Origin of the sequence: Xenorhabdus sp. TS4, from assembly GCF_014467265.1 — a bacterium.
GTDB classification, from domain to species: domain Bacteria; phylum Pseudomonadota; class Gammaproteobacteria; order Enterobacterales; family Enterobacteriaceae; genus Xenorhabdus; species Xenorhabdus ehlersii.
In genome coordinates this window covers 71,041-84,500 of sequence record NZ_NKHQ01000022.1, presented here as the reverse complement: position 1 = coordinate 84,500, position 13,460 = coordinate 71,041, and the positions used below count along the sequence as shown (strand labels likewise).

The following is a 13,460-nucleotide window of genomic DNA, read 5'->3' as shown; positions in this document are numbered from 1 at the left end:
TTTCGAGGGAGAGCTTTGAATGATAAAACTAGAAATTTGCTGTTATAGCATAAGCTGTGCTTTGGTTGCACAACAGACGGGCGCAGATCGCATTGAATTGTGTGCAAGTCCGTCGGAAGGCGGGGTAACACCGAGTTTCGGGACATTGCAGCACGCATTACAGCGTTTATCAATTCCTGTGCATCCCATTGTACGGCCAAGAGGGGGAGACTTCTGTTACAGCAATACCGATTTCGAAGTGATGAAAAATGATGTTGCTCGTATCCGTGATATGGGATTTCCTGGTATCGTTTTTGGTGTGTTAAACGAAGAAGGTCATATCGATCGGCTTCGCATGAGGCAATTGATGTCATTATCAGGGAATATGGAAGTCACTTTTCATCGTGCCTTTGATATGTGTTTCAATCCACATGTTGCGTTGGAGCAACTGACAGAGCTCGGTGTGCAGCGTATTTTAACTTCGGGCCAGCAACAAAGTGCTGAGTTAGGATTACCTTTGTTAAAAGAATTGTTACAGGCCAGCCAGGGGCCGATTATTATGCCTGGGGCGGGTGTCAGAATGAGTAATATCTGTAAATTTCTGGAAATTGGAATAACAGAAGTTCACAGTTCAGCAGGTAAGATCGTGCCTTCTGCCATGAAATATCGAAAAGCAGGCGTGACAATGAGTTCTGACGACAGTGGTGTAGATGAATATGCTTACCATTGTGTTGATGGGCAGTTAGTTGAGTCGATGAAGGGAGTGATTAGTTTGGTTCAACGGACAAACTAAAATACTCTGTATGTGTTTCATCTGAATCCCCAGTGACATCATTGACTATGTAACTGGGGTAATCAGCCAGCAAAAAGCAACCTAAAAGATAAAAAAGAAAGATTATGGTTTGCGGGCAATAAGGACAGCCCGCAGTGGTGCTGGGTAGCCTTCTATCGTTTTACTATGATCGTTTGGCTCAAGAAAATCGATCAGCGATTCAGTCTTCATCCATTCTGTCCGGCGTTGTTCATCCAGTGTTGTGACCGCCTGATCAACGATTCGGACATCAATAAAACCACATTTTTCTAACCAAACTTTTAGCATCTTGGCAGACGGAATAAAGTAGACATTCCGCATTTGTGCATAACGTTCACCTGGAATAAGGCATTGATGTTCGTCACCTTCAATAACCAAGCTCTCCAAAACTAATTCACCGCCGGAAACTAACTGGTTTTTCAGTTGCCATAGATGATCGAGAGGTGAACGGCGATGATAAAGCACGCCCATTGAAAACACTGTATCAAAGGCTTGTAGTTCTGGTAATTGTTCAATGCCTAAAGGCAGAAGATGGGCGCGTTGGTCATTGCCCAGTAATTTTCTGATAGCTTCAAATTGGCATAGGAAAAGCTGGGTTGGGTCAATACCTACAACTAAATGAGCACCTTCACCCACCATCCGCCACATGTGGTAACCACTGCCACAGCCGACATCAAGAACGGTTCTGCCTTCTAAAGAAGAAATATGGGGAAGGACGCGATCCCATTTCCAGTCAGAACGCCACTCGGTATCAATCTCCACGCCGTACAGTGAAAAAGGTCCCTTACGCCACGGCATCAATAGCTTTAGGATATTTTGAATACGGGCTTTTTCACCGTTTGCTAGCTTTGGTTCATGGTTCGCAATGACACCATTTTTCAGATCAAGCTGGGTGGGGTTAATTTCAGGCAGGTTTTCCAGAATTTTTATCCATGAACTGAACTGACCATGCAATGAGGCTTGTTGCCAATGGCTTAATTGTGCAGGCAGGCATTCCAACCAGTGACTTAAGTGGTTTTTGGCGATTAATTGATAAAAGTTACTGAAATCAATCATTGTTCAGCTCCTTTTATTGCTAATAATGAGCCAAAGTTAAAACATTGGAACCAGACTTCAACGTGCTGGAATCCTGCTTGTTTGAGACGTGATTTGTGAGTTTCAACAGGATCTGTCCGCATGACATTTTCCAGCATACTGCGTTTTTGGCTGATCTCCAGTTCGCTGTAACCATTGGCTCGCTTGAAATCATAGTGCATGTTGAATAGCAACTCGCCAATCTGCTCATCTTCAAAATTGAATTTTTCCGAGAGCACCAAAACGCCTCCAGGTTTTAAACCGGCATAGATTTTATCCAGCATTTTCTGGCGATCATCAGGATGCAGGAATTGTAATGTGAAATTCAAAATGACCATTGATGCATTTTGAATGTCGGTATCAAGAATATCCTGTTCGATGACTTCAACGGGGATGTTGGCTTTGAAAGAGTCAATATGGCGGCGGCAGCGCTCGATCATTGCCGGTGAGTTATCGACGGCAATAATATGGCAACCCTCTGTATGGGGATTGACACTATTATTTTCGGCGCTAATAGCACGGCGGATTGATAACGTGGCTGCACCAAGGGAACAACCGAGATCATAAATTTGACTATTTGGCGTTACAAAACGTTCTGCCAGCATACCTATCATGGAAATGATATTGGAATAACCGGGAATTGAGCGTTTCACCATATCAGGAAAGACTTCTGCAACCCGTTCATCGAAATTCCAGTCACCTAAATTGGCAATTGGGGCAGAGAACAGGCTATCCCGTTGATTATGAGATTCTTGATTTGACATAACAGCATTGATTTTGGAAACAATAAGAAGCGGTTATTCTAACAGAATGCAGGAAAAGGCAGAAAGGGAGATAATCAATAGATAGATCCTCAGGCGGCAACACACCGCCCCGGGATGACTCTAATCACTATGCTTACAACGTTTTTGCCATCGAGCTACAACGCAAAATATGCAGAAGATGTGGGGAACTATTCATATAGGGAATAGATTATGTATAGAGAGAAAAGATCTGTTCCCACGGTAAATAGTAGATGTTGTTGAGAATCATGATTATCATTGAGATATAGGTTGCTGCCATGCCCATACGTCGCCAGCGCATTTCTCGATGACGCAAGCCAAAGTAGTGTAGTATTCTGCCTGATAGTAATACCAATCCACAAATATGCAGCATCCAAACGGGTGCTCCATTCATCTCCATCACAATCAATAACAACATTGAAATTGGAATGTATTCAACTGCATTACCATGAACCCGAATGGCTATTTGCAATTCATAAAAACCGCCATCACCATAAGCGACCCGATATTGCGTTCTTAATTTGACTACATCCAGAGACAGCTTAATTAACAGTAGTGCGCCCAGTACGATATAAAGCGAGCTAACCATTTTTTAACTCCAATTGCCTAACCAAAAAACGGCCAAATGATAATAAACCGCAAAAAGAAAACTGTCGCTATAAATCATAGTATTTAATCATAAATTCTATGAATGTTAGTGGATAGCAAAAAATTGTCTTGTCAAGAACGGTGTTATGGCGTTATCTCCGGTCAGAATTTCCAGTATATAGTGACTCATTTTGAATGAGCAGTTACTGACGGTCATTGAACAGTGCAATCTGGATAAACGGGCGATACGGGAAATAGAAAATGACAAATTGCCACCCCAGAGCAAATGATATTGGGGGGGCAGGAATGCGCCGTCCTCCTCGATTTTAGATTTTATTATAAACAGATTGGGCTTAGTATCTGTGGGTATACTGCGCACTGACTTACACACTTTTGCCATTCTGGGCTATCTGGAGGAAACACCGAGCACATTATGGCATAAGTTTGCATTGAAGCTAAAAGAGTTGTGCTTGCCAACAGGCAAAGCAGAATGAATTTTTTCATTTTATTATTCCCCATATTTCGCCTAATTAACATTAATGCAACATTACAGCAACAATACGAAAACCTATAAACCCATTTTCGCCCAATAACAAGCGAATAATGCTTAACAATTGGTTACCATCTGAAACTAAATGAAATATTTCTGTGCCCGTTCCCTTGAGTGGTTACAGAAATAATCCATGCTGCTAGCCGTTCTCATCGCGTACCCAACGGACACGGGCTGGTGGCATTTTTGTATCTGAGTTTCACCGCGTCTCTAAACTCGCAGAAAGTTGCCGGTTGAACAACCTTAATAGTCTGTTGGATTTTGAGTTATGGTCATTAAGGCTGCTTACTTATACTAAAGCGGATAGGTGAATAACCTATATGATATTGGCGATTATCATTTCAGTACTAGTACTCCATTCACGGTGAAGTAATAACGAAGCAAAAATATTGCCGAGTTATTTTGAGTGATTTCATGAGAAGGGAGGGGCGATATGAAACTTTTATTTAGTACCGTTTTAACAATTTTATCTTTAATCATACAGCCAGCGTTGGCTTGGCAGGATTATAATATAAGCTTTATGAGTCAGAAGTCATCTAAAAGCCTTAATGTACCTCTTAAACCAATTGCTGATAATGTTTATTATTTTTCCAGAATAAATGACTCGTGTATAGCTAAACCGGGTCCATTAAATTTCAAGCTTGACCAATCCTCAAAGCTGGATATACCCGTTCAGGATATTAACTCCAGCACGACGTGTGTGGGGAGGCAGAAAAAAATAATTTGGGCGGTGAGTACGAAAAATGATCCGGCCAGCCTGGATCTTAACGCTTGTTTATTGCAATGGAGTGTCACTCTCTATTGGACAATACCTGTTGCTCCTCAATGGCATACGGCAGTTACGAGCACATGCAAAGACTTTATTATAAATGCAACGTGCCCAGATCAGAATTGTTATAATTATTGTCCAGATCTGAATAATTGTTCTATGGGGAATACACAACATGTGGGCGGTTTTGAAACTGATAGGATAAATATCGTTTTTGAAGAGAAAGAAAATACCAAACTTTGAATGTAATTATCTGTTTTTTCAGGGGAGTTGAGGCTATCTAAAGAGGAGAATCCTCCTCTTTTAACCCCTTGATTTGACTGGATTCCGTTCTTGAGCGGGAATTAAAAAATCAATAGGTTACGCTAAATTTATTGGACAGCTTAGATTCAAGCCCTCCTCTGGGGGGATTTCCCGATTTCAAATCGGAGAATTCTTTAGGTGATTCCTAGATGTTAAAGGGCAGATCTCTGCCCATAGTGACCAGCTTTCCTTCTCATCCTTATCCTCACCCTATGACCCTATACTTTCCCTATCTAACGAGCGTAAAATCCATTGCTATATGCTATAGTGAGCATGTTTTCTGTTTGTACATACTGGTGTACATTTGTTATTTTATCAAGTGTGTGTTTTATTTAATTACATGTTTTAATTGGATTATATCAAATATAACACTCTTCCTAAAAACAATGCCAAAATTTCCGCAGCAGAAAGCATAACGAGCTGAGTAAAAGGATATTGTATGCGTACTAATTATTGTGGGCAGTTGAACCTGGCCCATGAAGGCCAGAAAGTGACTCTTTGTGGGTGGGTAAATCGTCGCCGTGATTTAGGTGGCTTGATCTTTATTGATATGCGAGATCGCGAGGGTATCGTTCAGGTATTTTTTGACCCAGATCAGAAAGAGGTCTTTGCTCAGGCTTCTGAACTGCGTAATGAATTTTGTATTCAAATTACAGGGATTGTGCGTGCGCGCCCTGATAACCAAATCAATAAAGATATGGCAACCGGCGAAATTGAAGTTTTCGCAGAAAGCCTGATGGTTTTCAACCGCTCGGAGCCATTGCCTCTGGACAGCAACCAGAATAACAGCGAAGAACAGCGTCTGAAATACCGCTATCTTGATCTGCGTCGCACGGAAATGTCACAGCGCCTGAAAACCCGTGCGAAGATCACCAGTTTTGTGCGTCGTTTTATGGATACTGCGGGTTTCATTGATGTTGAAACACCAATGCTGACTAAGGCAACACCAGAAGGTGCGCGTGACTATTTAGTGCCAAGCCGTGTGCATAAAGGTGAATTTTATGCACTGCCGCAGTCTCCGCAGCTTTTCAAACAGTTGTTGATGATGTCTGGCTTCGACCGTTATTACCAGATTGTGAAGTGCTTCCGCGATGAAGATTTACGTGCCGATCGTCAGCCAGAATTTACTCAGATCGACGTTGAAACCTCGTTTATGACCGCTGAACAAGTTCGCGAGATCATGGAAAAAATGATCCGTGAACTGTGGCTGGATGTGAAAGGTGTCGATTTGGGCAGCTTCCCAATTATGACATTCGAAGAAGCCATGCGCCGCTTTGGTTCAGATAAACCAGATTTGCGTAACCCTCTGGAATTGATGGATATTGCCGATCTGGTTAAAGACGTGGAATTCTCTGTTTTTGCAGAACCAGCAAACAATCCAAAAGGCCGTGTTGCGGCTATTCGCGTTCCTGGCGGGTCAGAGCTAAGCCGCAAGCAAATTGATGAGTACGGTAAATTTGTTGGCATCTATGGTGCGAAGGGTTTGGCATGGATGAAAGTTAACAACCGTGCTGCTGGCCTGGAAGGGGTACAAAGCCCGATTGCTAAGTTCCTGTCTGCGGAGGTAGTTGAGGGCCTGTTGTCCCGTACTAATGCTCAGGATGGTGATATCCTGTTCTTTGGTGCTGATAAGAAAAACATTGTTACTGACGCGATGGGAGCACTGCGCCTGAAACTGGGTCGTGACTTGAATATCACAGATTTGGCAAGTTGGAAACCGCTGTGGGTTATTGATTTCCCTATGTTTGAAGAAAACGGAGAAGGTGGCTTGACGGCAATGCATCATCCATTTACTTCTCCGCGTGACATGTCGGCGGCTGAGTTGGAAAGTAATCCAGAATCTGCTATTGCGAACGCTTATGACATGGTTATCAATGGCTATGAAGTAGGTGGTGGTTCTGTCCGTATCCATCGCAATGAAATGCAGCAGTCTGTATTCCGCATTCTGGGTATTAACGAGGAGGAACAGCAGGAGAAATTTGGTTTCTTGCTGAACGCTCTGAAATACGGTACACCGCCACATGCAGGTTTGGCTTTCGGCTTGGATCGCCTCGTCATGTTGCTGACTGATACAGATAATATTCGTGATGTGATCGCTTTCCCGAAAACAACGGCAGCGGCATGTTTGATGACTGATGCACCAAGCCCGGCGAATTCAGCGGCGTTGGAAGAACTGGCTATTTCAGTCGTTAAAAAAGAGAACGAATAATGGCTTATAAGCGCCCTGAATCTGTACTGGTTATGATTTACGCCGTTAACAGCAAAAGGGTGCTGATGCTACAGCGACGGGACGATCCTGAATTTTGGCAATCTGTGACAGGTAGCCTTGAAAAGGACGAAAAACCGTGGGAGGCGGCGTTACGTGAAGTACAGGAAGAGGTAGGCATTGATATTATCAATGAAAATCTTGAACTGAAAGATTGTCAACGCTGTCTTTATTATGAGATTTTCTCGCACCTACGACATCGATATGCCCCGGGGATAACGCGGAATAAAGAACATTGGTTCTCTCTGGCGTTACCTGAGGAGCGAGAGATTTTGCTGACTGAACATCTGGCTTATCAATGGTTGGCTGCGGAAGAAGCGGCCAAACTGACGAAGTCGTGGAGCAATCGGCAAGCAATTGAAGAATTTGTAATTTAGTCTACAAGACGTTTTATCGGAGATATTTACATGGCAGGTCATAGTAAATGGGCCAATACGAAACACCGCAAAGCTGCACAGGATGCCAAACGCGGTAAGATTTTTACAAAAATTATCCGTGAATTGGTCACGGCTGCTCGACTGGGTGGTGGTGATCCAGATTCCAACCCACGTTTGCGCGCTGCCGTCGATAAAGCGCTGTCCAACAACATGACCCGTGATACGTTGAATCGCGCAATTGCCCGTGGTGTTGGTAACGACGAAACAGATAACATGGAAACCATTATTTATGAAGGCTACGGCCCTGGCGGTACAGCAGTAATGGTTGAATGCTTGAGTGATAATCGTAACCGTACTGTTTCTGAAGTTCGTCATGCGTTCACCAAAGCAGGTGGTAACCTGGGAACTGATGGCTCTGTTTCTTATCTGTTCACCAAGAAAGGGGTTATTTCCTACGCACCAGGCTTGGACGAAGATGCGGTGATGGAAGCAGCGTTGGAAGCGGGTGCTGACGATGTTGAAACTTATGATGATGGTGCAATTGACGTCTATACTACTCCAGAGTCTTTCGGAAATGTTAAAGATGCATTGGATGCAGCAGGTTTCAAGGCAGATTCTGCGGAAGTTTCTATGATCCCATCTACGAAAGCGGAACTGGATGCAGAAACTGCGCCTAAATTACTTCGTCTGATCGATATGCTTGAAGATTCTGATGATGTGCAAGAAGTTTATCATAATGGTGAAATCTCTGATGAGGTTGCAGCACTGCTGTAATTAGCATTAGGGTTCACAGCGTAGAGAAAGTGTTCCTTAAATCAGGGCACTTTCTCTAACGTTTCTATCCCATATCTCAGGCGAGCCGATTTAGGCGGAATTTAAGTGAATAATTCGATATGGCGATTATTCTTGGTATTGACCCTGGCTCTAGAGTCACGGGATATGGCGTTATTCGCCAGCAGGGACGGCAACTTATCTATCTCGGTAGCGGTTGTATTCGGACAAAAGTAGATGATTTACCCGGTCGTTTGCAGAAGATCTACGCCGGAATTACTGAAATCATCACCCAATTCCAGCCCAATGTTTTTGCAATAGAGCAAGTGTTCATGGCGAAAAATGCGGACTCAGCCTTGAAATTAGGGCAGGCGCGTGGTGTGGCCATTGTCGCGGCCTCTAACCAATCCATACCGGTATTTGAATATGCCGCCCGGCAGGTTAAACAGACGGTGGTCGGTACAGGTGCGGCTGAAAAAAGCCAGATTCAGCACATGGTACGTTCGATGTTGAAATTGTCTGCTAATCCGCAGGCTGACGCCGCTGATGCGTTGGCTATTGCTATTACACATTGTCATCTCAGCCAAAACTTGCTTCGGGTAGGTGATGCGCGGTTAAATTTAACGCGAGGTCGCCTGAAATAGTTGATGCTGGATATACGTCCAGTTTTTTTTGTGCTATAAGCTAGCGGAACGATTTATTTTATTTTCAGGGGGTAAACAGTGATAGGGCGTTTGAGAGGAACCGTGTTGGAAAAACAGCCACCGTTGGTTTTATTGGAAACTCATGGTGTCGGTTATGAAGTTCATATGCCAATGACCTGTTTTTATGAACTGCCTGAAATTGGTCAGGAAGCTATCTTATTTACACAATTTATTGTACGTGAAGATGCTCAGCTATTATACGGTTTTAATGATAAACAAGAGCGGGCGCTTTTCCGTGAACTGATTAAGGTCAATGGTGTTGGGCCTAAATTAGCGCTGGCAATCCTTTCGGGTATGTCTGCCCAGCAATTCGTTACCGCTATAGAACAAGAAGCTATTGCTTCATTGGTTAAATTGCCGGGTGTTGGCAAAAAAACGGCTGAAAGGTTGGTCGTAGAGATGAAAGATCGCTTTAAGGGGCTTAATGGCGATCTATTTAACCAAAGTAGTGATGTTAATTTGCCGGCTGTCAGCAAACAAGCGAATTCTGCTGCTGATATTGAGGCAGAAGCCGCAGCGGCACTGGTTTCGCTGGGATATAAACCACAGGAAGCAAGCCGAATGGTAAGCAAAGTTGCTAAGCCAGGTGCTGATTGTGAAACCCTTATTCGAGAAGCGCTTCGTGCGGCTCTGTAATCACAGGAGTTAAGTGATGATTGAAGCTGACCGTCTAGTTTCAGCAGGCGTTCTGCAAGATGATGAAGCCATTGATCGTGCTATCCGGCCGAAATTTCTGTCTGAATATGTTGGGCAACCTCATGTTTGTGAGCAGATGGAAATTTTTATCCAGGCGGCACGTCAGCGTGGTGATGCACTGGATCACTTATTGATTTTTGGTCCCCCTGGATTAGGTAAGACCACGCTGGCAAATATTGTTGCAAATGAAATGGGAGTTAATCTTCGTACCACATCGGGGCCAGTATTGGAAAAGGCAGGGGATCTTGCCGCTATGCTCACTAATCTGGAACCGCATGATGTACTGTTTATTGATGAAATCCACCGTTTATCGCCGATTGTGGAAGAGATACTTTATCCGGCAATGGAAGATTATCAACTGGATATCATGATTGGCGAAGGGCCAGCCGCCCGCTCCATCAAGATTGATCTCCCCCCATTTACTTTGATTGGTGCGACCACTCGTGCAGGTTCTTTAACTTCACCATTACGTGATCGATTTGGTATCGTACAGCGCCTTGAATTTTACAATGTTGATGATTTGCAAAGCATCGTTTCCCGTAGTGCACGTTATATGGGATTAGACATCTCAGATGATGGTGCAAGACAAATCGCGATGCGTTCCCGTGGTACTCCCCGTATTACTAATCGATTATTACGTCGTGTGCGTGATTTTGCCCAGGTGAAAGGTAATGGCACAGTTGATATCAATATTGCATCTCAAGCTCTGGATATGCTGAATGTAGATTCGGCCGGATTTGATTATCTTGATCGTAAATTGCTGATTGCCATTATTGATAAATTTATGGGCGGCCCCGTTGGCTTGGATAACTTGGCAGCGGCGATTGGTGAAGAACGAGAAACTATCGAAGATGTGCTGGAACCTTTCCTGATCCAGCAAGGATTTATTCAACGAACCCCACGCGGGCGTATTGCAACCCATCATGCTTACCGGCATTTTGGATTGAGTAAGGAAGACGAATAATAACCATCCTGACATACCAGCTCGGGTTAATTACCAGGAGCTGGGTGTATCTATTATCTTGTAAAGAAATTCAATATATTTTCCTTTTAGGCAAATACTTATGGCAGAGCACGCCTTATTATGCTTGACCTATGGATAAGTATGAAGGGTTATAACTTATTTAAATTATAACCCTTGTGTTGTATTGGAGTTGTCGCTAACAAGCAGCAGATTGACAGGTGAAGGGGAGAAAATCAGTTTCTTGCCTTGAACGTTAAACTCAATGCAAATAACACTGCCGAACAAAGCACAACGGAAGGCCCTGCCGGTGTGTTATAAAACGCCGATAATGTTAATCCTCCCGTAACAGAAAGCATACCGACAATAATTGCAAAAACGGCCATTTGCTCAGGTGTGCGGGAGAAACGACGGGAGGTAGCGGCAGGGATAATCAGCAGGGAGGTGATAATTAACGCCCCGACGAATTTCATTGCCAGCCCAATAGTTAATGCTGTCACTAACATCAGCAGGATACGCAGACGTTGAATTTTAATGCCATCAACAAAAGCCAGATCCTGGCTAACGGTCATTGATAGCAGGGTGCGCCATTGCCATGTCAGTAATCCAGTAACAATCGCGACACCGGCCGCAATCAACCAGAGATCTTCATAAGTCACAGACAATAAATCGCCGAATAAATAAGCCATTAGATCGACTCTTACACTGGTCATAAAACTAACGACGACTAAGCCCAACGACAAGGCACTGTGAGCCAGAATGCCTAATAATGTATCAACTGCCAATTGCGGGCGTTTTTCCAACCAAACTAAAATAGTGGCCAAGATAAGTGTAACCGCAATAACCGCATAAAATGGATTCACATTCAGTGAGAAACCGAATGCAACACCGAGCAGTGATGCGTGTGCCAGTGTATCGCCAAAATAGGACATTCTGCGCCAAACGACAAAAGAACCAAGAGGTCCTGCGGCAATTGCCAAAAAAATACCGGCAAGCCAGCCAGGAAGTAATAATTCAATCATCGACGTGATTCCCCAACATTTTTCAAAATAATTTTCCCTCTAAGATCATGTTGATGATTGTGGTGATGGCGGTAAACTGCCAGTTGCTCTGCGCCATGATGCCCAAACATTGCAATAAACTCTGGATGCATTGACACCACTTCCGGTGTGCCAGAACAACAAATGTGCTGATTGAGGCATAAAACTTCGTCTGTTTTCGCCATTACTAAGTGCAGGTCATGGGATACCATAAGTACAGCGCAATTAAGCTCTGTTCTGATTTGGTTGATTAAGTCATAAAGCGCCAGTTGACCATTGACATCTACGCCTTGTGTTGGTTCATCAAGAACCAAAAGCTGGGGGTGGTTCAGTAAAGCCCTGGCGAGTAGTACTCGCTGAGTTTCTCCACCAGACAGTTTTTGCATTGGTTGCTCCAATAAGTGAGCAGCCTTGACCCGATTTAATACCGGCATGATATCTGCTGGTTTCACATTGGGCCTTAGCAGCATAAAACGCTTAACAGTCAGGGGTAGAGTGGGATCAAGGTTAAGTTTTTGCGGAACATAACCAATTCTCAACGCGGAGTTCTGTTCAATAGTGCCCGAAGTAGGTTGGACTAAACCAAGAACGACGCGAACCAGAGTTGATTTTCCCGCACCGTTTGGGCCGATCAGCGTCAGAATTTTCCCTTGCTTGAGATTGAACGAAATATTGTTTAATACCTTGCGGTTACTAAATTCAACCGTAATATTTTTTAAGGTAATCATAGTTGGTGAGTCAAAAGTGTCTTGCAGAATCATTGAAATGTTATATTATAACATAATTAAATTTTCTGCATGGAATATTCATATTATGTTACACAACTCACAGAAATACGCGCATAAATTTTTTCATAAAATCGCATTAGCTACTGTGTTAGTGGCAGGAGTGAATGGCTCTGCGCAGGCAGATGTTGTCACATCCATTCGGCCATTGGGTTTTATTGCTGCTGCCATTGCTGATGGTGTAACAAAGACTCAAGTGCTTTTACCCGATGGTGCTTCTCCACATGATTATGCGTTACGGCCTCTGGATGTACAGAAAATTAATCAAGCCGATTTGGTTGTTTGGATTGGCCCAGATATGGAAACCTTTCTGGCGAAACCGATAGCTAAAATTGAACGGAATAAGCAACTGTCACTGACTGAATTATCTACTATTAAGCCACTATTATTGAAGAATAGTGAAGATGGTAATGATCCTGATGCTGAATCATATCAGCATAAACATGAGGAAGATCACGAACATCATCATCACGGTGAATATAATATGCATATTTGGCTTTCTCCAGAGATTGCGGAAAAAGTCGCTCAGGCAATATATGATCAGCTTATTGAACAATATCCTCAACAAAAACAGCAATTAGAAGTAAACCTACGTAAATTCAATGGACAGCTTGCACAAACTGATAAGAATATTACTTATGTTTTAAAGCCTGCACAAAAGCAGGGTTATTTTGTTTTTCATGACGCCTATGGTTATTTTGAAAAACACTACCAATTGGCTCCGCTAGGTGTTTTTACGGTCAATCCTGAAATACAACCTGGTGCGCAGAGGTTACACAAAATACGAACACAATTGGTTGAGCAGAAAGCAAGGTGTATTTTTGCTGAACCTCAATTTAAGCCAGCCGTTATTCATGCCGTAGCAAAAGGTACGGATGTACGTATTGGAATACTTGACCCTTTAGGGAGTGGTATCGTATTGGATAAAGATAGCTACATGAAATTTATAACTCAGCTATCAAAACAATACGCGAGCTGCCTGAATTAGTACAGTAAGGAATTTT

The 13,460-nt window shown here is 43.3% G+C and carries 15 protein-coding genes; 10 read left to right on the top strand and 5 right to left on the bottom strand.

The genetic code is table 11. The annotated features are described in order from the left end of the window. Positions 1 to 19 precede the first annotated feature (19 nt). A complete protein-coding gene (gene cutC, locus Xets_RS10995) occupies positions 20 to 772 on the top strand; it encodes a copper homeostasis protein CutC (RefSeq protein WP_099132261.1) in 753 nt (250 codons plus the stop codon). A 102-nt stretch (positions 773 to 874) separates the two neighbouring features. Here cutC and cmoB read toward each other — a convergent pair whose 3' ends face one another. From cmoB to Xets_RS10980, 3 genes are all read right to left on the bottom strand, one after another. Beyond that, a complete protein-coding gene (gene cmoB / locus Xets_RS10990; RefSeq protein WP_187651661.1) occupies positions 875 to 1,846 on the bottom strand; it encodes a tRNA 5-methoxyuridine(34)/uridine 5-oxyacetic acid(34) synthase CmoB in 972 nt (323 codons plus the stop codon). Beyond that, positions 1,843 to 2,628, bottom strand: a complete 786-nt coding sequence (gene cmoA, locus Xets_RS10985) for a carboxy-S-adenosyl-L-methionine synthase CmoA (RefSeq protein WP_099132259.1) — start codon at positions 2,626 to 2,628, stop codon at positions 1,843 to 1,845. Before cmoA ends, cmoB begins: the two co-directional genes overlap by 4 nt. 208 nt (positions 2,629 to 2,836) lie before the next feature. Beyond that, the gene (locus Xets_RS10980) at positions 2,837 to 3,235 is read right to left on the bottom strand and encodes an MAPEG family protein (RefSeq protein ID WP_099132258.1); all 399 of its coding nucleotides are present in this window, start codon (positions 3,233 to 3,235) and stop codon (positions 2,837 to 2,839) included. A 361-nt stretch (positions 3,236 to 3,596) separates the two neighbouring features. On the opposite strand from Xets_RS10980, the gene Xets_RS24660 reads away from it, so the two are divergent. From Xets_RS24660 to ruvB, 8 genes are all read left to right on the top strand, one after another. Further along, positions 3,597 to 3,728: a hypothetical protein gene (locus Xets_RS24660; protein WP_255430612.1), complete on the top strand. Its 132-nt coding sequence runs from the start codon at positions 3,597 to 3,599 to the stop codon at positions 3,726 to 3,728. A 489-nt stretch (positions 3,729 to 4,217) separates the two neighbouring features. Continuing rightward, a complete protein-coding gene (locus Xets_RS10975; RefSeq protein WP_187651660.1) occupies positions 4,218 to 4,796 on the top strand; it encodes a hypothetical protein in 579 nt (192 codons plus the stop codon). A 499-nt stretch (positions 4,797 to 5,295) separates the two neighbouring features. After that, a complete protein-coding gene (aspS, locus tag Xets_RS10970) occupies positions 5,296 to 7,065 on the top strand; it encodes an aspartate--tRNA ligase (RefSeq protein ID WP_099132256.1) in 1,770 nt (589 codons plus the stop codon). After that, positions 7,065 to 7,499, top strand: coding sequence for a dihydroneopterin triphosphate diphosphatase (nudB, locus tag Xets_RS10965; RefSeq protein WP_099132255.1), 435 nt, complete (start codon positions 7,065 to 7,067; stop codon positions 7,497 to 7,499). Before aspS ends, nudB begins: the two co-directional genes overlap by 1 nt. A gap of 30 nt (positions 7,500 to 7,529) precedes the next feature. Next, the gene (locus Xets_RS10960; protein WP_099132254.1) at positions 7,530 to 8,273 is read left to right on the top strand and encodes a YebC/PmpR family DNA-binding transcriptional regulator; all 744 of its coding nucleotides are present in this window, start codon (positions 7,530 to 7,532) and stop codon (positions 8,271 to 8,273) included. A gap of 119 nt (positions 8,274 to 8,392) precedes the next feature. Then, the gene (gene ruvC, locus Xets_RS10955) at positions 8,393 to 8,914 is read left to right on the top strand and encodes a crossover junction endodeoxyribonuclease RuvC (protein WP_099132253.1); all 522 of its coding nucleotides are present in this window, start codon (positions 8,393 to 8,395) and stop codon (positions 8,912 to 8,914) included. A gap of 78 nt (positions 8,915 to 8,992) precedes the next feature. After that, a complete protein-coding gene (ruvA, locus tag Xets_RS10950) occupies positions 8,993 to 9,610 on the top strand; it encodes a Holliday junction branch migration protein RuvA (RefSeq protein ID WP_099132252.1) in 618 nt (205 codons plus the stop codon). A 16-nt stretch (positions 9,611 to 9,626) separates the two neighbouring features. Next, positions 9,627 to 10,634 (top strand): Holliday junction branch migration DNA helicase RuvB, encoded by a 1,008-nt coding sequence (gene ruvB, locus Xets_RS10945; protein ID WP_099132251.1) that lies wholly within the window; start codon positions 9,627 to 9,629, stop codon positions 10,632 to 10,634. 233 nt (positions 10,635 to 10,867) lie between these two features. Here the strand turns inward: ruvB and znuB are convergent, their stop codons facing one another. Continuing rightward, positions 10,868 to 11,653, bottom strand: coding sequence for a zinc ABC transporter permease subunit ZnuB (znuB, locus tag Xets_RS10940; protein WP_099132250.1), 786 nt, complete (start codon positions 11,651 to 11,653; stop codon positions 10,868 to 10,870). Further along, positions 11,650 to 12,432 (bottom strand): zinc ABC transporter ATP-binding protein ZnuC, encoded by a 783-nt coding sequence (gene znuC, locus Xets_RS10935; protein WP_099132249.1) that lies wholly within the window; start codon positions 12,430 to 12,432, stop codon positions 11,650 to 11,652. Before znuC ends, znuB begins: the two co-directional genes overlap by 4 nt. Before the next feature lie 52 nt (positions 12,433 to 12,484). On the opposite strand from znuC, the gene znuA reads away from it, so the two are divergent. Then, positions 12,485 to 13,444, top strand: coding sequence for a zinc ABC transporter substrate-binding protein ZnuA (gene znuA / locus Xets_RS10930; protein WP_099132318.1), 960 nt, complete (start codon positions 12,485 to 12,487; stop codon positions 13,442 to 13,444). Positions 13,445 to 13,460 lie beyond the last annotated feature (16 nt).